20 protein-coding genes are annotated in these 19,251 nt (G+C 66.6%); 10 read left to right on the plus strand and 10 right to left on the minus strand.

Translation table 11 applies throughout. The features are described 5' to 3' along the window. Positions 1-37 precede the first annotated feature (37 nt). From E5673_RS09800 to E5673_RS09825, 6 genes are all read left to right on the plus strand, one after another. On the plus strand, positions 38-2,338 hold the full coding sequence (locus tag E5673_RS09800) for a chemotaxis protein CheA (protein ID WP_136189844.1): 2,301 nt from the start codon (positions 38-40) through the stop codon (positions 2,336-2,338). Next, on the plus strand, positions 2,335-2,763 hold the full coding sequence (locus E5673_RS09805) for a chemotaxis protein CheW (RefSeq protein WP_136189845.1): 429 nt from the start codon (positions 2,335-2,337) through the stop codon (positions 2,761-2,763). Before E5673_RS09800 ends, E5673_RS09805 begins: the two co-directional genes overlap by 4 nt. Positions 2,764-2,848: 85 nt before the next feature. Beyond that, positions 2,849-3,214 carry a response regulator gene (locus E5673_RS09810; protein ID WP_055878033.1) on the plus strand — a complete coding sequence of 122 codons (366 nt, stop codon included), beginning with the start codon at positions 2,849-2,851 and terminating at the stop codon, positions 3,212-3,214. A gap of 85 nt (positions 3,215-3,299) precedes the next feature. Beyond that, positions 3,300-4,346 (plus strand): chemotaxis protein CheB, encoded by a 1,047-nt coding sequence (locus E5673_RS09815; protein ID WP_247599647.1) that lies wholly within the window; start codon positions 3,300-3,302, stop codon positions 4,344-4,346. Further along, complete coding sequence (locus E5673_RS09820) at positions 4,343-5,179, plus strand: protein-glutamate O-methyltransferase CheR (protein WP_136189847.1); 837 nt, start codon at positions 4,343-4,345, stop codon at positions 5,177-5,179. The genes E5673_RS09815 and E5673_RS09820 overlap by 4 nt, the downstream gene beginning before the upstream one ends. A gap of 84 nt (positions 5,180-5,263) precedes the next feature. Beyond that, positions 5,264-5,968 (plus strand): HPP family protein, encoded by a 705-nt coding sequence (locus tag E5673_RS09825; RefSeq protein WP_136189848.1) that lies wholly within the window; start codon positions 5,264-5,266, stop codon positions 5,966-5,968. Here E5673_RS09825 and E5673_RS09830 read toward each other — a convergent pair. Genes E5673_RS09830 through E5673_RS09840 form a run of 3 tightly spaced genes read right to left on the minus strand, consistent with a single transcriptional unit; the run spans position 5,965 to position 7,578 of the window. After that, positions 5,965-6,414 (minus strand): cytidine deaminase, encoded by a 450-nt coding sequence (locus tag E5673_RS09830; RefSeq protein ID WP_136189849.1) that lies wholly within the window; start codon positions 6,412-6,414, stop codon positions 5,965-5,967. The two genes, E5673_RS09825 and E5673_RS09830, sit on opposite strands and share 4 nt — an antisense overlap. Then, entirely contained in the window at positions 6,411-7,088 is a 678-nt protein-coding gene (locus E5673_RS09835; RefSeq protein WP_136189850.1) for a GH25 family lysozyme, read from the minus strand. Before E5673_RS09835 ends, E5673_RS09830 begins: the two co-directional genes overlap by 4 nt. 7 nt (positions 7,089-7,095) lie before the next feature. Continuing rightward, entirely contained in the window at positions 7,096-7,578 is a 483-nt protein-coding gene (locus E5673_RS09840; RefSeq protein ID WP_056050677.1) for a UPF0262 family protein, read from the minus strand. Between the two features lie 98 nt (positions 7,579-7,676). Between E5673_RS09840 and E5673_RS09845 the strand changes: the two genes are divergently transcribed. Continuing rightward, positions 7,677-9,167, plus strand: a complete 1,491-nt coding sequence (locus E5673_RS09845; protein ID WP_056050676.1) for a replicative DNA helicase — start codon at positions 7,677-7,679, stop codon at positions 9,165-9,167. A 168-nt stretch (positions 9,168-9,335) separates the two neighbouring features. Here E5673_RS09845 and E5673_RS09850 read toward each other — a convergent pair whose 3' ends face one another. The 7 genes from E5673_RS09850 to E5673_RS09880 all read right to left on the minus strand — a co-directional run bounded on the left by E5673_RS09850 (position 9,336) and on the right by E5673_RS09880 (position 16,284). Then, a complete protein-coding gene (locus E5673_RS09850) occupies positions 9,336-10,088 on the minus strand; it encodes a phosphoadenylyl-sulfate reductase (protein WP_136189851.1) in 753 nt (250 codons plus the stop codon). Next, a complete protein-coding gene (locus E5673_RS09855) occupies positions 10,081-10,521 on the minus strand; it encodes a DUF934 domain-containing protein (RefSeq protein WP_136189852.1) in 441 nt (146 codons plus the stop codon). Before E5673_RS09855 ends, E5673_RS09850 begins: the two co-directional genes overlap by 8 nt. Further along, positions 10,514-12,145 carry a nitrite/sulfite reductase gene (locus E5673_RS09860; protein ID WP_136189853.1) on the minus strand — a complete coding sequence of 544 codons (1,632 nt, stop codon included), beginning with the start codon at positions 12,143-12,145 and terminating at the stop codon, positions 10,514-10,516. The genes E5673_RS09855 and E5673_RS09860 overlap by 8 nt, the downstream gene beginning before the upstream one ends. 1 nt (position 12,146) lies before the next feature. Continuing rightward, a complete protein-coding gene (locus tag E5673_RS09865; protein WP_107955139.1) occupies positions 12,147-12,443 on the minus strand; it encodes a DUF2849 domain-containing protein in 297 nt (98 codons plus the stop codon). After that, a complete protein-coding gene (gene cobA / locus E5673_RS09870; protein WP_136189854.1) occupies positions 12,440-13,231 on the minus strand; it encodes a uroporphyrinogen-III C-methyltransferase in 792 nt (263 codons plus the stop codon). Before cobA ends, E5673_RS09865 begins: the two co-directional genes overlap by 4 nt. 242 nt (positions 13,232-13,473) lie before the next feature. Further along, positions 13,474-14,886 (minus strand): succinylglutamate-semialdehyde dehydrogenase, encoded by a 1,413-nt coding sequence (gene astD, locus E5673_RS09875; protein WP_136189855.1) that lies wholly within the window; start codon positions 14,884-14,886, stop codon positions 13,474-13,476. A 36-nt stretch (positions 14,887-14,922) separates the two neighbouring features. Next, a complete protein-coding gene (locus E5673_RS09880; protein ID WP_136189856.1) occupies positions 14,923-16,284 on the minus strand; it encodes a protein adenylyltransferase SelO in 1,362 nt (453 codons plus the stop codon). Between the two features lie 37 nt (positions 16,285-16,321). On the opposite strand from E5673_RS09880, the gene E5673_RS09885 reads away from it, so the two are divergent. The 3 genes from E5673_RS09885 (at position 16,322) to E5673_RS09895 (ending at position 19,247) form a co-directional block, all read left to right on the plus strand. Next, on the plus strand, positions 16,322-17,203 hold the full coding sequence (locus E5673_RS09885) for an alpha/beta hydrolase (RefSeq protein ID WP_136189857.1): 882 nt from the start codon (positions 16,322-16,324) through the stop codon (positions 17,201-17,203). A 59-nt stretch (positions 17,204-17,262) separates the two neighbouring features. Then, positions 17,263-18,021 (plus strand): SDR family oxidoreductase, encoded by a 759-nt coding sequence (locus tag E5673_RS09890; RefSeq protein ID WP_136189858.1) that lies wholly within the window; start codon positions 17,263-17,265, stop codon positions 18,019-18,021. A 116-nt stretch (positions 18,022-18,137) separates the two neighbouring features. Beyond that, a complete protein-coding gene (locus E5673_RS09895; protein WP_136189859.1) occupies positions 18,138-19,247 on the plus strand; it encodes a glycosidase in 1,110 nt (369 codons plus the stop codon). The last annotated feature ends 4 nt before the right edge of the window (positions 19,248-19,251 follow it).

Below are 19,251 nucleotides of genomic sequence, written 5' to 3' on the forward strand. Positions count from 1 at the left end.
CCTGAAGCATGCATGACGGGCTCGAACGCGGGGCCGCATGGACGATCTGTTACAGGAATTCATTGCCGAGACGCGCGAAACGCTGGAAGCGATTGCCGGCGAGATCGTCGCGTGGGAGTCCGATCCGACCGATCGTGCGCGTCTCGATGCGATCTTTCGCTTCGTCCATACCGTGAAGGGCAGCTGCGGGTTCCTGGATCTGCCCCGGCTTGCCCGGCTCAGCCACGCGGCGGAGGACGTGCTGGCCGCGGTGCGCGACGGCAAGCGGACGCCCGATACCGCGCTGGTCGATGCCGTGCTCGGCATCGTCGACCGGATCGGCGAGATCGTCGAGGCGATCGACGCGGGCGCAACGCTGGACGATTCGACCGAAGACTCGCTGATCGCCGCGCTGGCGCCGGATGCCAAACCCAAGGTCGCGGTCGTTGCTGTGCCGGCGGGGCGGGCGGCCAGCCGCAGCGTCCGGCTCAACGTCGATCTGCTCGATCGGATGATGAGCGGTATGTCCGACATGGTCCTCGCGCGGAACGATCTCGCGCGGCGGTTGCGCGATGGCGACGCCGATCCGCAGGTCGAGGCTGCGCTGGAGCGGTTGTCGCTGACGGTCGCCGACATGCGCGACACGGTCACGCGGACGCGCATGCAGAAGGTCGACGCGCTGTTCTCGGCGCTGCCCCGGATGGTACGCGATATCAGCGCGGAACTGGGGAAGTCGGTCAACCTCGTTATCGACGGTGCGGATGTCGAACTCGATCGCGAGATGATCGAGCTGATGCGCGATCCGTTGCTCCACGTCATCCGCAACGCGATCGACCACGGTATCGAGACACCCGAGGCGCGTCGGGCCGCGGGCAAGCCCGAGGCGGGGCGGCTTGTCGTTTCTGCGCGGCAATCGGGCAACCAAATCCTCATCGAGATCAGCGACGACGGCCGGGGCATCGACGTAGCACGGATCGTCGCCAAGGCGGCCGAGCAGAAGCTGCACACCGCGACCGAACTGGCGGCGATGAGCGATACGGCGAAGCTCGATTTGATCTTTGCGCCCGGGCTGTCGAGCCGCGATGTCGTCACCGCGACGTCGGGACGCGGCGTCGGCATGGACGTCGTACGCGCCAATATCGAGCAGATCGGCGGGCGCATCGTCCTCGTCAACGATCCGGGGAGGGGGCTGCGAATTATCGCGCGCGTCCCGCTGACGCTGTCGATCCTCACGACGCTGATCGTCGAAGTCGGGACTCAGCGTTTCGCGCTTGCACGCCAATCGGTCGAGGAGATCGTGCTGGTGCGCGGCGATCAGGTGCGGATCGAGACGATCGGCGATGCGGCGGCGGTGCTGGTGCGCGGGCGTCGCATGCCGCTGGTCGCGCTCGCCGGTCTGTTCGGGCTTGGATCGGAACCGCCGCCGACGCTGGTGATCGTGTCGACTCGTGAGGGCGATTACGCGCTGGGCGTCGACACCGTGATCGATACCGAGGAACTCGTCGTGAAGCCGGCGTCGCCCGCGATCATGGCGACGGGTGTGTATGCTGGCATGACGTTGCCCGACAATGGCTTGCCGATGCTGTTGCTCGACGCGGCGGGGATCGCGACCGTCGCCGGCCTGCGGTTCGCCCCGGTGGCGGTGAACGACTCGGTCGAGGAGGTCGCTGTTCCCGGCATCCCGGCGCTGCTTTTCGACGATCTCGACGGGCAGCGGCGTGCGATCGCGCTCGCGGTGATCGACCGCGTCGAGCCTGTACCGGTCGACGCGATCCGCCGGACCGCTGGGGCGATGCGGCTGACGATCGGCAACACGATCATCCCGGTTCATGCGGTCGGCGGGTTCGGCGATCGGACCGAGATCGCGGTGTTGCGGCTCACTGACGGCGAGAGCGAGATGGCCTATGCGATCGCCGAAGCGATCGAAATCGTCGCGTTGCCCGCAGATATGGCGCCGGCGCGGCGTGGCGGAACGGATGCATGCGCTCCGATCGCGGGTGTCGTGCTGATCGCCGGCGAGCAGGTCGAAGTGGTCGATCCGCATGCCTTGTTCGCTGGCGAGCCGGTCGAGATCGCGACTCCGCCGCTATGCCTGTTGCAGGTCGATGGATCGGGATGGATGGAAACCTTCCTGAAACCTGCGCTGGAGGCCTCGGGCTATCGCTGCGTCACCGCGCTGGCGGCGGGCGAGACGGCGGCGGTCGCGCTGGCGATGGAGGATGCGCCGGTCTCTCCCACGCATGCGCCGGTGGTGACGCTGCGCCGCTCGCGCGTTGCGGACGGCAACGATGACCCGAGCATATATCGCTATGACCGCCCTGCGCTGATCGCAGCAATCGCCGCGCGGAGGGGATTGTGAGCGACCTGTTCCTGATTGCGCATATCGCCGGTCGCGGGGTCGCGATCGACGCGGCGCAAGTCGATTCGGTGGTCGATATCGGCGAGATCGTCGCGGTGCCTCGCGCCGAGCCGTTCGTTCGCGGCCTGGCGGCGTTGCGCAGCCGCGTCGTGACCGTGATCGACACGGGGATTGCGCTTGGACTCGCACCTACCCCCGATACGATGCGTCGCGCGGTCATCACGATCGTCGATGGCCATCATTATGCGATCCTGGTCGATTCGGTCGAGGACGTTGCGCCGTTTGTCCGGTTGCCGCTGTCGTCGGGCCTCGCACTGCGAGGCGGCTGGGAGTCCGTGGGCACCGGAATCGTCGAGCGCGACGGCGAGCCCTTGCTGATCATCGATCTCGCTGTCGTCCTGCCGACGTCGCCGCTAGCGGCGTGACGTTTTGCACCAAAGTTCCGACGCTTAACTCCCTCCTTACTGTTTGCGATCTAGGACGGTCGCACGATTTCCCGGAAGGCTTTGCATGAAGACCTGTCTTGTCGTCGACGATTCGAAAGTGATCCGAAAAGTCGCGCGCCACATTCTCGAGACGCTCGACTTTACCGTCACCGAAGCGTGCGATGGTCGCGAGGCGTTGGCCTCCTGCATGGCGTCGATCCCCGACGTGATCCTACTCGACTGGAACATGCCCGTGATGAGTGGCATGGATTTCCTCCGCGCGCTGCGGGAGGCAGACGTGCCGCGCCGCCCCAAGGTCGTGTTCTGCACCACCGAGAACGGGATGGCCTATATCCGCGCCGCAATCGAGGCAGGCGCGGACGAGTATGTGATGAAGCCGTTCGACCGCGATACGCTCGAATCGAAGCTCCAGATCGTCGGCATGGCCTGATCCAGGCCTAGCCGTGACGACCCGGACCCACTCTGCCGAGCGGCATGCGGACTGCGACGGGCTTGACTCGGCTCGGGTCTTGATCGTGGACGACTCGGTGGTCGTCCGCGCAGTGATCGCGCGGCTGATCGATGCGAGCGACCGGTTTTCGGTCGTCGGCGCGGTCGGCAACGTCGCTGCGGCCTTGGCGTTCCTGAAGCGCGCGACGGTCGACTTCGTTCTGCTCGATATCGAGATGCCGGGGATCGACGGGCTCAGCGCATTGCCCGACCTGATCGCGGCGGGGCAGGGCGCGAAGGTCCTGATCGTGTCGTCCAGCGCGGACGAGGGCGGGGCTATCGCCTTGCGGGCGATGGCACTCGGCGCGGCCGAGACGCTGATCAAGCCATCGACGAGTGCCCTGTCGACGCGGTTCGGTTCGGCACTGTGCAACAAGCTCGAGATGCTGTGCGAGTATCCGACGCAGGTGCCGCCTGCGCTGGTCGTGCGCTCACCCGTCTCGCCGACGCCGCCCGCGGACCCGCCGCTGCCGATCCGTCCGGTCTCGACGAGCGACGACTATGACATCGTCGCGATCGGCGCCTCGACCGGCGGCATCCATGCGTTGAGCCAGATGTTCGGTCAGATGCCCGCCGGGTTCCGCCTGCCGATCGTCATCACTCAGCATCTGCCCGCGTCGTTCATGCCCTATTTCGCCGCGCAGATCGCAGTGCTTGCCGGACGCCCGTGCGATGTCGCGGTCGACCGGATGCGGATCCGTCCGGGCCGGATCATCATCGCACCCGGCGACGCGCATCTCAAGGCCGTGAGACTGTCCGAGGGCGGCGCGGCCTTTCGCCTGACGCACGAGGTCGTGTCGAGCGGGTGCATGCCGTCGGTCGACCCGATGCTGGCCTCGCTTGCCGACGTCTATGGTCCTCGCCTGCTTGCGGTCGTGCTCAGCGGCATGGGGCGCGACGGAGCGGAGGGCGCGCGGCGCGTCCACGACAGCGGCGGGTGCGTCGTTGTGCAAGATCAGCAAAGCTCGGTGGTGTGGGGCATGCCGGGGGCTATCGCCGCCTCGGGCATCGCCGACGCGGTGCTGGCCCCTGAGGCGATCGGTCGCCTCGCGGCGACGCGACGACGACCATGACGGCCCGCGCCGCTCCCGCACCCGCCGCGTCGCAGGCCACGATCAACGTCCTCACCGCGTTGCTCGAGGCACGTACCGGTCAACAGATCGCCGCCTATCGCTCATGGCGGCTCGACACCGCGCTGAAACCCCTGCTGCGCGCGCGCAAGCTCGACACGCTCGACCAGTTGGTGACCCAGTTGCTGCAGGGAAGCGACCGTTCGATCGGCGACTCGATCGTCGACGCGCTCGTCAATCAGGAGACCTCGTTCTTCCGCGACGCGCAGGTGTTCGAGATGCTCTCCGAGGCGGTTGCCGACGCCGAGCGTGACGGCCGGCGCGCGCGGATCTGGTGCGCGGGCTGTTCGACCGGACAGGAGCCGCTCTCGCTCGCGATGCAGTTCGCCGAACGGCGCGAGACGGGTGGCGTCCCCATGCCCGAGATCGTCGCCACCGACGTATCCGATGCCGCCGTCGCCCGCGCGCGATCCGGTCGCTTCTCGCAGTTCGAAATCCAGCGCGGACTGCCTGTGCGACGCATGATCCGCTGGTTCGACACGACCGGCAGCGACTGGGTCGCGAAGCCCGACCTGCTCGGCATGGTCGCGTTTCGCCGGATGAACCTGGTATCCGACCCAGCGCCGCCCGGACAGTTCGACGTCGTCCTGTGCCGTAACGTGCTGTTGTACCTGTCCACCGACACCAAGGCAGAGGTGTTTCCGAAGATCGCCAAGGCGATGAAGCCGGGCGGCGTGCTGGTCATGGGGGCGGGCGAAACCGTGATCGGCCAGACAAGCGCCTTCGCGCCGAGCAAGCGGTTCCGCGGCTTCTACGAAATGCCCGCACAGGAGTAATCGGTCCACCTCGCGACCGACCGCCGCCGTGACTTGCCGGCGGTCTCGCCATATGAACCAGGCATCGTCCACCGGGTGTCTCGCATGCGCAAACTCTTCGATCCTATTCTCGCAGGGGGAAACCTCAGGGATCGACTCCGGGCCTGCCTGGGCGCGCTGCTGGGCATCGGCCTGACCAGCGCGATCAGTGCGGCGGTCGTTCACCCGCACGGCGCGTTCCTGCTGATCGCCGCGCCGATGGGCGCCGCGGCCGTCCTCGTGTTCGCGGTACCGGCGAGCCCGCTGGCACAGCCCTGGTCGGTCATTGGCGGCAATATCATCGCCGCGCTGGTCGGGGTCACGGTCAGGATGCTCGTACCGGCGCCCGAACTCGCGGCGCCGATCGCAGTCGGCGCGGCGATCCTGATGATGTCGCTGACCCGGTCGCTGCATCCGCCCGCCGGTGCGGTCGCGTTGACCGCAGTCGTCGGCGGCCCGGCCGTTGTCGACGCAGGATTCGCGTTCGTACTTGTCCCGATCGCGCTGAACGCCATCATACTGACGGCGTGCGGAATCCTGTTCCACCGGTTTTCAGGGCATAGTTATCCGCACAAGGTGCCCGTTGCGGCGTCCGTGCCGATCGAAGCCGCGCTCCGGGCCGAGGACCTCGACAAGGCGCTCGCCGATCTCGGCGAAACGCTCGACGTCAGTCGCGAAGACCTTGATGTGTTGTTTGGCCGCGTCGAATATCACGCAGCCCAACGGCGTACGCGAACGGCTGGCGGCGGCCCCGTGGGACGCGCGGCTTAGCTGATCCCCAGGTCCGCCGGGCCGAACGCGTCAGGCAGCAATTCCGATACGACATAAGTGCGGATCGCATCGCCTTCCGCCGCGCCGCAATGCACCGGCAGGTCGCGGCCGCCCATCTGCGCCGCCTCGTTAATGATTTGTCGGCAGCGGCCGCATGGGCTGACGGGGGACGTGCCGGTCGCGCGGCCGTCCGCATCCATCGCACCGCCGATCACGCCGATCGCGACGATATCGCGGAGCCTGCCCTCCGCGCTCGCGGTGGCGATCGCGACTGTTTCCGCACACAGCGACAGGCCGTAGCTCGCATTCTCGAAGTTTGCGCCGGTGATTACCGTACCGTCGTCGAGTAGCACCGCGGCACCGACCGCGAACCGCGAATAGGGCGCGTGGGCGTTGCGCGCGGCGTCGCGTGCTGCCGCCACGAGTTGCGTTGCTTGTTCAGTCATGATGCCACCACGTCCCAGTTCACCGGTCCCTTGATCCCATCGATGCGGCGGAAATCGCTCGCGCGCCACATCCGCCACGGCCGCGCGGTGTAGTCGGGCTTGAGGATATTCTCTACCGCCCATAGCGGCCGCGGCACGGCGTCCGACAGCGTGTATTTCGAATCCACCGCCTTGCTGATCCGCAGCATCACCGGCTGGCGGGTGTGCGTCTCGACCATCGTCACGAACTGCGCGATGTCGGCGATCAGCGTCGCGCGATCCGGCCGTGCCGTGCAGTCGTCGTGGAACGCGATGTCGACCGCGGTCGGCAACGCGTCCGAAGTCCGCGGCACGAAGGTGTTGAACGCGTTCGCCTGCTCGTCCGCACGCTGACACAAGGAATAGATGTGCACCGCGCCGCGTCGCAGGCCGGCGTCGGGCAACGCGGCCCAGTTCGCCTCGAACGCCGGATCGCGGCGGTCGGTCCCCGACGTCGCGACGATGTAGGCGAAGTCGGCACCGCTCGCGCGCACCGTACCCCATTCGACCGGGCCGGGGTTCTCGGCGAGGTCGATGCCCTGCAACGGGTAGTGCTTGACGTCGGGGTGCCAGCCGGTCGCGGCGGTCCAGCCGCAGATGCCGACGAAGCCGGTCGCGGCCAGCGCGGCCGCGAATTTCAAAAGTGCGTGAGCCATGGGTCTTCTAGTTGCGGATGTGGAGGACGCAGATCAGCGTGAACAGCCGTCGCGCGGTGTCGAAATCGACCTCGATCTTGCCGTCGAGGCGCTCTTTCAGCAGCTCGGCGGCCTCGTTGTGGACGCCCCGGCGCGCCATGTCGACCGTCTCGATCTGCGCCGGGGAGGATTGCCGGATCGCCTGGTAATAGCTGTCGCAGATCGCGAAATAGTCGCGGATCGGCCGGCGGAATCGTCCAAGCGCGAGGACCAAAGTCTCGAGATGCGTGTCGTCCTCGCGGTGGATATGGATGCCGAGGCGTCCTTCCTCCGACTGGAGCTTGATCTTGTACGGCCCCGCATAGCCATCGGCATAGGCACGCTGCGGGGCGAAGTGATTGCCCTCGATCAGGTCGAAAATCGCGATCCGCCGCTCCTGCTCGACGTCGGGCGAGCGCCAGCCGAGACTGGTCTCGTCGAGTTGCACGTCGATGATCCGCGGGTCGGCCATACCGGTTCGATAGCGGGGGACATTCGCCCTGTCACTTATCCCCAGCATTCCGGCGCGATAGCTTGGACGAGGACCCGTCCATCGCGTAGGTGCAGGGGATGGCAACTCTCGCATTCCCCGTTCCCGCGGTCCCCGAACCGCAGCAACTTCCCCGCAACGTCGAAGCCGAGGCCGCGATGCTCGGCGCGATGATGATCGACAACCGCCTCGCGGACGATCTGGTCGACAAGCTCGAACCGGGGCATTTCTTCGAGCCGGTCCACGGGCGCATCTTCGCGGCGATCAAGACGCTGCGCGGCAACGACATGCTGGTGACGCCGGTGACGCTGCGGCCGATGTTCGATGCGGACGAGGGTATGCGCGAGTTGGGCGGGCCGGCGTATCTGGCTGGGCTGACGGGCAGCGGTGCGGGCCTGATCGGTGCGCGCCAGTTCGCGCAGCAGATCTACGACCTCGCGATGTTGCGTGCGCTCGTGTCGGTCGGCCGCACGCTGGTCGATCGCGCGATGGACACCTCCGAGGAGGTCAATCCGCGCGCGCAGATCGAGCTCGCCGAGGAAGAGCTGTTCAAGGTTGCGGCGGATGGCGGATCCGAGAACACGGTGAAGTCGTTCGCGCAGGCGACGACCGCGGCGGTCAAGATGGCTGAGCGCGCGCTGAACTCGGGCGGCAACCTGTCGGGCGTCACCACCGGCATCGATTCGATCAACGCGAAGATCGGCGGCATGCATCACAGCGATCTCATGATCCTCGCCGGTCGTCCGGGCATGGGCAAGACGTCGCTCGCCACCAACATCGCGTTCAACGCCGCGCGGCGCTGGATGCGCGACATGGCCGACGGGATCGCCCCGAAGGACTCGGTCGGCGCGAAGGTCGCGTTCTTCTCGCTGGAAATGTCCGCGGATCAGCTCGCGACGCGCATTCTCGCCGAGCAGTCGCAGATTTCGTCCGAATCGCTCCGCATGGGCAAGATCAGCCGCACCGAGTTCGCCCAGCTCGCGGCTGCTGCTGCCGAGCTTGAGAATTTGCCGCTGTTCATCGACGATACCGGCGGTCTCTCGATCGGCGCGCTGCATACGCGGGTGCGCCGGTTGCAGCGTCGGCACAACAACGAGATCGGGCTGGTGGTGGTCGACTACCTCCAGCTATTGTCGGGGTCGGGCAAGAGCAAGGACGGCAACCGCGTCCAGGAAATCTCCGAGATCTCGCGTGGGCTGAAGACGCTGGCGAAGGACCTCAACGTGCCCGTGCTGGCGCTGTCGCAGCTGTCGCGTGCGGTCGAATCGCGCGAGGACAAGACGCCGATGCTGTCGGACCTTCGCGAGTCGGGGTCGATCGAGCAGGACGCCGACATGGTCTGGTTCGTGTACCGCGAGGATTATTACGTCGCGTCGAAGGAGCCCAAACGCCCGGCGGAAGGCGACAGTTCGAAGATCTTCGAGGATCACGCGTCGTGGGCGGCGGAGATGGAACGGGTCTACGGCCTGGCGGAACTCATCATCGCCAAGCAGCGCCACGGTGCGACCGGCAAGGTGCGGATGAAGTTCGATCCGACGATTACGAAGTTCTCGGATCTCGCCGAGTATTGATCCCATCGTCTCCCTCGCCCCTCCGGGGAGAGGGAAGGGGCCCGCGGCCACTTGGCCGTGGGAAGGGAGAGGGGAGTGAGGCTCAGGGCGTTGCACCCCAACGCCCCTCTCCCTTCCGTCGCCAAGTGGCTCCTCCCTCCCTCTCCCCGTAGGGGCGAGGGAATTGGATCAAATCATCGGATCGTAATCGGTGGGGGCGTGGATGCCGCATTCGACCTTGTCGAAACTGCGCCAGCGGCCTGCGCGCGGGTCTTCGCCCGGCGCTACCTTCGTGGTGCAGGGCGCGCATCCGATCGAGAGATAGCCCTGCGCCTCCAGCGGATGCCGCGGCAACTCATGCTCGGCGAAATACGCGTCGAGCTTGGCCTTGTCCCAATCTGCCAGCGGGTTGATCTTCAGGCGGCCCTCGTCTTCTTCGAAGCGGGGGAGAGCGGTACGGGTGCCCGACTGGAACCCTTTCCGCCCCGAAATCCACGCATCGAACGGCGCCAGCGCCCGCCGCAACGGCTCCACCTTCCGCAGATCGCAACAGCCGTCGGGATCATACGACCACCGCAACCCCGTCTTGTCCTTGATCGCGAGCAACCGCGGATCGGGACGGAACACGCGCAGGTCGGTGAACCCCAGTCTCTCCGCCAGCTCGTCACGGTACGCCAAGGTCTCGCCGAACATCTTCTGCGTATTCGTAAACACCACCGGCACATCGACATCGACCTGCGAAACCATGTGGAGCAGCACCGCCGACTCGGCGCCGAACGACGACACCGCCGCGATCCGCCCGCGCAACTCGCCGACGAGCAGCTCGAACAGCATCTCCTGCGCGGAGACGCCCCCGAACCGCTCCTGCATCGCCATCGCGTCGGCGCGCGTGAACGCCGGCGTGACGTCGATCATGTCGAGTTGGCGCGCGGGCTCACCCATGGCGCAGCTTCCACACCGGCACCGCGCTGTCCGCCGCCTTCTGGTACGGCGTATCGTAGCGTTCCAGGCTCGCGCGCAGCACGTCGATATCGATCGGCGCCTGGGGTGCGAAGCTGTCGAACCCGCAGCGCCGCATCAGCGGAATCTGGTCCACCAGCACGTCGCCTTGCGCGCGCAGTTCGCCAGTATAGCCCGCCTCGCGCAGGATCCGCGCGGACGAATAGCCGCGCCCGTCGCGATAGCCGGGGAAGCTCACCTCGATCAGCGCGAGCTGGTCGATCTGCGGCAACAGCGCTCGTGCGTCGTCACCTGCCTCCAGGCGCACGGCCGCCGCGTTGCTCTGGCCGATGAACGAATCGAGCGTCACCGCCGGCTCGTCATGCGGCTCGTCGTCGCGGAAGCGGAGCAGCGTCTGGTCCGGATACTCAACCATAGATCGCCTCCTTGAACGTCTCGAAGCCGACGCGGCGGTAGGTGTCGAGGAAGCGCTCGCCGGGGTCGCGGACCTGCAAATACCGGTCGGTGACGCGCTCGATCGCGTCGACCACGCCATCCTCGGAGAAACCGGGGCCGGTGATCTTCGCAAGGCTCACGTCCTCCGCGCCCGAGCCGCCGAGCGAGAGCTGGTAATTCTCGGTGCCCTTCTTGTCGACGCCGAGGATGCCGATGTGACCGGCGTGATGGTGCCCGCACGCGTTGATGCAGCCACTGATCTTGAGCTTCAGTTCGCCGAGATCGCGCTGGCGATCGAGGCTGCCGAACCGCGTCGCGATCTTCTGCGCGAGCGGGATCGAGCGCGCGTTGGCGAGGCTGCAATAATCGAGACCGGGGCAGGCGATGATATCGCTGATCAGGTCGAGATTGGCTTCAGCAAGCCCGGCGTCGTTCAGCGCCGACCACACCGCATGCAGGTCGGCGATGCGGACGTGTGGCAGGACGATGTTCTGCGCATGCGTGACGCGCAGTTCGTCAAAGCTGTAGCGCGTGCCGAGATCCGCCATCACGCCGATCTGATCCGCCGATGCGTCGCCGGGGATGCCGCCGATCGGCTTGAGGCTGATGTTGACGATCGCATAGCCCGGCTGCTTGTGGGCCTTCACGTTCTGGTCGAGCCAGACCGCGAAGTCGGGATCGCTGCGGTCGATGTCGGTCGAGGCATTGGCGTCGAACTCCGGCGCGCCGAAGTGGCTCGTGATGCGCTCCAGTTCCGCGCGCGGAGGATCGAGGCCGAGGCCCTTCACCGCGGCGAACTCCTCCTCTACCTGGCGGCGATATTCGTCGGGGCCAATCTCGTGGAGCAGTATCTTGATCCGCGCCTTGTAGATATTGTCGCGCCTACCGTAGCGATTGTAGACGCGCAGGCACGCCTCGAGATAGCTCATCAGGTCGTCGGCGGGGACGAAATCGCGGATCTCGTGGCTGATCATTGGCGTGCGGCCCATGCCGCCGCCGACGAAGATCTTCGCGCCGAGCTCACCGTCGCGGACGTGCAGCCCGATGCCGATATCGTGCAGCCGCATCGCCGCGCGATCCTCGTCCGCCGCGATCACGCAGATCTTGAATTTGCGCGGTAGGTAGGTGAATTCCGGGTGGAACGTCGACCATTGGCGGATCAGCTCGGCCCAGGGGCGCGGGTCGGCGACTTCGTCCGCGGCGGCGCCGGCGAACTGGTCGGAGCTGATGTTGCGGATGCAGTTACCCGACGTCTGGATGGCATGCATCTCGACCGTCGCCAGCTCCTGGAGGATGTCCGGGGTCTGGTCGAGCTGGATCCAGTTGAACTGGATGTTCTGCCGCGTGGTGAAGTGGCCGTAGCCGCGATCGTATTTCCGCGCGATATGCCCGAGCATCCGCATCCGGCGCCCGTCCAGCGTCCCGTACGGCACCGCGACGCGCAGCATGTACGCATGCAGCTGGAGGTACAGGCCGTTCATCAGCCGGAGCGGCTTGAACTGGTCCTCGGTCAGCTCACCCGAGAGGCGGCGGCGGACCTGGTCGCGGAACTCATCGACGCGCTGGTCGACGATCGCCTGGTCGTATTCGTCGTATTTATACATATCAGATTACCCAGCTGCCGGCGTTGGGGTCGGCGGGTTTGAGAGTCAGGTCGGGCCGCATCGTCGGGCCCAAGGCGCGGATGCGGTCCTTGATGTGGGCGGGGCGGGGGCCTTCGTCGGTCTGCGTCGCCTCGATCAGATACGGCACGTTGACGCGGCGTGCGCCTTCCTCCGCCTGGAGGATCGCTTCGCCCGCGACGCCGACGTCGGCCGCATCCTCGATATGGCGCGACCAGCCATTTCCGGTCCACCAGACGACATCGCCGGTGGGAAGGTCGTTTCCGGTCAACAGCTTCATGCGGCGGCGTCCTCTGCTACGCGAGCCCAGCGGGCGAGTTTGTCTTCGGCGTCCGACAGCTCGACGACTTCGCCGACGACGATGATCGCGGGGCTTTTCACCGCCTCGCGCGTGACCATCGCGCCGAGATCGGCAAGCAGCGTTCGGATCGCACGGCTGCCCTTGAGCGTGCCGCGTTCGAGCACGGCGACGGGCATGTCGGGCGCGACGCCGTCGGCCATCAGCTTGTCGGCGATCTCGGTCGCGGTGGCGATGCCCATGTAGATGACCAGCGTGCGGCCTTGGCCGGCGAGCCCGGACCAGTCCTGTTCGGTCAGGCCCTTGCACTGGCCCGCGACGAAGCTGACCGCGCTCGAATGATCGCGGTGCGTCAACGGCAGCATCGCCTCGGCAGCGCAACCGAGTGCGGCCGATACGCCGGGGATCACTTCGACGGGCAGTCCGGCCGCGCGGACCGCTTCGACTTCCTCGCCGCCGCGGCCGAAGACGAACGGGTCACCGCCCTTGAGCCGGATGACGATCGCGCCGGTCTTAACGTGCGCGATGATCAGCGCGTTGATCGCTTCCTGCGGCAAAGTGTGGCGCGCGCGCTGCTTGGCGACCGAGATGCGCTGTGCGGACGGCGGCGCGATGTCCAGCACGCGCGGGTCAATCAGTCCGTCGTGCACGACGACGTCGGCGGTCTTCAGCGCCTCGACCGCGCGGACGGTGAGGAGGCCGGGATCGCCCGGGCCCGCCCCGACGAGGATGACGCGCCCGCGGGCGGTGGGGTCTAGGAGGCTTGCCATGCGACCGGAGATGGGCGGATGGGCGCTGTGCTGCAACCGAATGATGCTTTGGCGGGAGGTAGGATTGCTTTTGCGCTAAGTAGATCAAGGTGGCTGTCGCCGAACCGGACGATCCTCCCCCGCCAGGGGGAGGTGGCGCGTAGCGACGGAGGGGGAGGACACGGAACCAAAGTCGTCTCTTACCGCCCCCTCCGTCTGGCAAGGGCCAGCCACCTCCCCCTGGCGGGGGAGGATCGAAGGTCTCAGCCGTCGGCTAGGCCGATCCCGATTGACGCGCGCGCGCTTTCGGATTCGCTGCTGACGACCGGGTAGGCGCAGTAGTCGGCTGCATAATAAGCGCTTGGCCGGTGATTGCCCGACCAGCCGATGCCGCCGAACGGCGCGCCTGACGAGGCACCATTGGTGGGCTTGTTCCAGTTGACGATGCCGGCGCGGATGTTCGCCCAGAAGCGGTCGTAGAGCGCGGGGGTCTGGCTGATCAGCGAGGCGGACAGGCCGTAGCGCGTGTTGTTCGCCTCGGCGATCGCGGCGTCGAAATCGTCGACGCGGACGACCTGCAGGATCGGGCCGAACAGCTCGATATCGGGGCGGTCGGCGATGTCCGTGACGTCGATCAGTGCGGGCTTCAGGAACGGCAGGTCCTCGACCGGGCGTTCGAGATGGCGGATCGGGCTACCACCGCGCGTGAGCAGTTCGAGGAAGCTCTCGGTCAGTTGCTCGGCCGCTTCGTTGTCGATCACCGGGCCCATGAACGGCGCCGGGTTCGCGTGCGGTTCGCCGACGATGATCCGGCCGACCATCTTGTCGAGCGTGGCGACCAGCGGGTCATACAGCTTCGTGTCGACGATCAACCGGCGCGCGGCGGTGCAACGCTGGCCGGCGGTGGTGAAGGCCGACTGGATGATGAGCACGGCGGCGGTGTGCAGGTCGGGCGCGTCCCATACGACGATCGGATTGTTGCCGCCCATCTCGAGCGCGAGGATTTTCTCGGGCTTGTCGGCGAACGCGCGATTGAGCGCTAGGCCGGTACGCGCCGAGCCGGTGAACAGCAGCCCGTCGATATCGGGGTGCGCGGCGAGCGCCTTACCCTCGTTGGGGCCACCGATGACGAGGCGGATACACTCGGGCGGGACACCGGCGGCGCGGAAGCACTCGACGAGGAACGCGCCGACGGCGGGGGTCTTTTCGGATGGCTTGAAGACGACCGCGTTGCCGGCGATCAGCGCGGGGACGATGTGGCCGTTGGGCAGATGCGCGGGGAAGTTGTACGGCCCGAGCACGGCCAGCACGCCGTGCGGCTTGTGGCGGACGGCGATCCGCGATCCCATCGTCGCTTCGAGGCGGCGCTGCGCGGTGCGATCGGCATAGGCACTGACCGAGATGTCGACCTTGGCGATGACCGTCTCGACCTCGCCGCGCGCTTCCCAGATCGGCTTGCCGGTCTCGCGTGCGATCAGGTCGGTGAACGCGTCGTTGCGCTGGCGGACGATGTTGCTGAAGCGCCGCATCGTCTCGATCCGGAAGGCGAGCGGTTTCGACGCCCAGCTCGACCAGCCGGCACGCGCGCAGGCGACTTCGGCGTCGACGTCGCCGATCGGGTGGCGCCAGAGGACCGCACCGGTGGCAGGTTCGTAGGAGATGATCTCGTCGGACATGGTGCCGCTCTTGCCCCAAATCGGGTTTGATTCCAATTAATCGGCCAGTGCCTGGCTCATGTCGCGGATCACGGCCACTTTTGCATTTAGTGCTGTCCAGTCGTCGTGCTCGGCGATCGGGGCCCAAATCGCTTCGACCTCGTCGATGAGCATGCTGCATGGCTCGCCCGACCAATAGGGGTGCGAGCGGTCTTTCCGGGGTTCGTAGGACGCGAGTGCGGCGCGGACTTCGGCCCAGGGTTCGTCGTAGGCGCTGGGCAAATCCCCACCGAACGCGTCGAAGAAGAACCGGTCGATCCCGACGCCGGAGGTGCGGAGCGCGCGTTCGGTGGCCTGGACGAGGTCGCGGTCGGTATCCGGATCGCGCGAGCGGACGCCGAGGCGCCAGAGGATCGCCTGCGTGACCTCGGGTTGGTAGCGCGGACCGAACTGGTCGAGCGCGGCCACCAACGGGTCGCTCTCGGCGATCTGGCGGAGCGCAACGGCGAGTTGCATCACGTCCCAGTGGATCGCCTCGGGCTGGCGACCGAACGCGTAGAGCCTCTGATGGTCGAAATAGGCGGCGGTGAAGGCCGGGTCCCAGGTCGGGGCGAAGCGCCACGGCCCGTAGTCGAAGCTTTCTCCGGTGACGTTGATGTTGTCCGAATTGAGCACGCCGTGGACGAAACCCGCCGCCATGTAGCGGGCCGCGAGACGCGCTGTGCGGGCGACGACGAGGTCGAGCAGGCGGACCGGATCGTCGTTGTCCTCGTCGTAGAGGTTGCGCAGCGTGTAGCCGACGAGCTTGCGCAAGCCCGCTTCGTCGCGGTGGTAGGCGAGGCGCTGGAAACTGCCGATGCGGACGTGGCTGTGGTTGAGGCGGACGAGGACCGCCGAGCGCGTCGGGCTAGGCTCATCGCCACGTTGAAGTTCTTCGCCGGTCTCGACTAGCGACAGCGTGCGCGAGGTGGGGACGTTGAGCGCTTCGAGCATCTCCGTCGCGAGGATTTCGCGGACACCGCCCTTGAGTGTGAGGCGGCCGTCGCCCGCGCGGCTCCACGGCGTCTGGCCGGATCCCTTGGTACCTAGGTCCATCAACCGGCCTCGGTCATCCCGCATCTGCGCGAAGGTGAAGCCGCGGCCGTCGCCGAGATCGGGGTTGTAGTTGCGAAACTGATGGCCGTGGTAGCGGAGCGCGAACGGCTGGGGGAGCGTGCCGGGGAGCGGCTCGAACCGGCCGAAATGACGCGTCCACTCGTCGTCGGTCAGCGCGTCGAGACCGATTTGCGCGGCGGCGCGATCGTTGCGGAAACGGGTTCGCGTCTCGGGGAAGTTGGCGGGCGCGACGGGATCGAAGAAGCCATCGCCGAGGTCGAGGAGCTTTGCTTCGGGGCGATAGGCTTGCGGGGAGATGGGCATGCGGCGATATGGTGGCCGCTACCCGAAGGACGCAACCATGGCCGCTTACGAAAACCTCTATTGGTGGTCCAACGACGGGCTGAGACTGCACGCGAGGGACTATCCGGGCGGCGCGGAAGGCCAGCCGCCAATCATTTGCATGGCGGGGCTTACGCGGAATGCGCGCGATTTCGATGCGTTGGCGGCCAGGCTGGCGGGGCGCTGGCGCCTGATCGCGGTGGACTTTCGCGGGCGGGGCGAGAGCGCCTACGCGAAGGACCCGATGTCGTATGTGCCGCTGACGTACGTGCAGGACGTGGAGGCATTGCTGACCGATCAGGGTATCGATCGGTACATCGCGTTCGGCACGTCGCTCGGCGGGATCGTGACGATGCTGATGGCGGGGCCATCGCGCGGTCGAATGATGGCGGCGCTGCTCAACGACGTCGGTCCGGAGATCGACGCGCAGGGCCTGTCGAGAATCCGCGGCTATGTCGGCAAGGCGAGCGTCTTCCCGACCTGGATGCATGCAGCGCGCTGCGTTTCGGAGAACAACGCCGACGTCTATCCCGACTGGCAGATCGAGGACTGGCTGGCGATGGCCAAGCGGCTGTACCGACTCAATAGCTCGGGGCGGATCGTGCTCGATTACGACCTCAAGATCGCCGAGCCGTTCCGTGTGCCAGGGAACGAGGCGGGGCCGGACATGTGGCAGGCGCTGGGCTCGCTCCGTGAGGTGCCGACGTTGATCGTGCGCGGCGGACGCTCGGACCTGCTGTCGGCGGCGACGGCCGAGCGGATGGCGGCATCGCTCGATCAGGCCGAACTGGTGACGGTGCCGGGTGTCGGCCATGCGCCGACTCTGAGCGAGACGATGCTGCAGGGGCCGATCGACCGGTTGCTGGCGCGCGCGCTTGAGGGGGCGGCGATCCGCGCTTAGGGACATCCGGCTGGGACTGCGCGTTTGGCGTCGACCTTACTGACAAGCCGGGAAACTCGATGACCGAACGCGCCGACCTCCACACGACTGCCCGCCCGCTCAGGGGCCGCCGCGCGATCATTACCGGGGGCACGACCGGGATCGGCCGGGCGATCGCGGTCATGCTCGCCGCTAACGGCGTGAAGGTCTATATTTGTGGGCGCGACGAACGGTATTTGGCCGATGCGCTGACGCACATCCGCGAAGTCGGCGAGGGCGACGGGATGATCACCGAACTCGCCGACCCCGACAAGGTCCGCGCGTTCTTCGATGCGGGCGAAGCGTATCTTGGCGGCTTCGATATCACTGTCATCAACGCGGCGGTCGCGGCGGGCGGGTTGACCCAGATGACCGAGGACGAGCTTCGCTACGCGATCGCGGTCGATTTCACAGCGTACCTGCTCAGCGCGCATCATGCGGCGCACCGGATGACGCCGATCGGCGACATGGTCATCATCGGCTCGCTGAGCGCGCATATCCTCGGGCCAAGCTCGACCGTGTATGCCGGGATCAAGTCTGGCATCGCGGGGTTTTCGGAGGCGTTGCGGCGCGAACTGGGGCCGAAGGGTATTCGTGTATCGCTGGTCGAGCCGGGCAAGGTCGGGTCGGACATGCAGTATCCTGACGTGCCCGACGACAAGCAGCGCCAGATGATCGAGGCTGAGCAGATGCTGCGCGGCGAGGACATCGCGGCGGGGGTCGAGTTCCTGCTTACCCAGCCGACGCGATCGGTAATCCAGCAGATCGTCATCGTCCCGCGGGCGCTTGAGGGAGAATGATCTTTCCTCCTAGTTCTCCCGCGAAGGCGGTAGCCCAGGATACCATAGGGCGGCATTCGTGACCCTGGGCCCCCGCTTTCGCGGGGGAACACGGCATACTTACCAAGGAGAATAGCATGTTCGATCAGCTCGTCTTCACCCCCGCCGACATCGACCTGTCGCGCTCGCCGCTGGCGGGGAAGGTCGGCGCCGAAACTTATGTGCTCGGCGCGTTCAATCCCGGGATGACGCGGCTGGCGAACGGCAATCTAATGCTGATGGTGCGCGTCGCCGAGGCGCTCAAGCAGCCGGTCAAGAACGGCAACGTCCACGCAATCCGTTGGCAGGACGGTGCGTACCTGCTCGATGCGTGGCCGTTGCAGATGGTGGACACCAAGGATCCGCGCAAATTCCTGATCCCCGGCGGCGGGTGGAAGGTGATGGCGCTGACGTCGCTGTCGTGGCTGTTGCCGGTCGAGCTCGAGCCTGAGGGCCGCTCGGTGGTCGCGGTGCATTACGACAAGGCGATCGCGCCGCGCACCTCGTACCAATGCTACGGCGTCGAGGATGCGCGGATCTCGAAGGTCGGCGATCGGTATCTGATGACCACCTGTTCCGTAAGCCCGGAGCGGCATTCGACGACGCTATATTCGTCCGCTGATGCGCTCGACTGGCAGCTCGAGGGGATCGTCCTCGACCATCAGAACAAGGACATGCTGATCTTCGAGGGTCTGATCGGTGGGCAGTATTGGGCACAGACCCGCCCGCTCGGCGATCTGTATTTCGCGTATCCGCCGGGTAGCGAATGGCGCAGCGGGCCGTCGATCAACCTGTCGCGCTCACCCGATGCGCTGCATTGGAAGCCGCACGACAAGCCCGGCATCCGCCCCCATGCTGCCACCGTCGCGACCGCGCGGATGGGTGGCGGCGCGCCTCCGATCTTGACCGATCGTGGCTGGCTGACGCTGTGGCACGGGGTGGAGCCATCGGGCGTGGTCGGGATTTACCGGACGTACTGGTCGATCCTAGACAAGGACGATCCCTCGATCACCGTGGCGACCGAGCATACAGCGCTGCTGGAGCCGAACCCGACGCTGACCGAGCCATTGAAGGACAGCATGTACCTCGACAACGTCGTCTTCACGACGGGCATCGCCGACGCGGGCGACTTCTACGTGGTGGCTAGTGGTGAGGCGGATCTGGCATGCCGGATCACGCATATCGCGAAGGCCGTGTTCGCAGGCTGAGTGC

This window comes from Sphingomonas sp. PAMC26645 (genome assembly GCF_004795835.1).
Taxonomy (GTDB): Bacteria; Pseudomonadota; Alphaproteobacteria; order Sphingomonadales; family Sphingomonadaceae; genus Sphingomonas.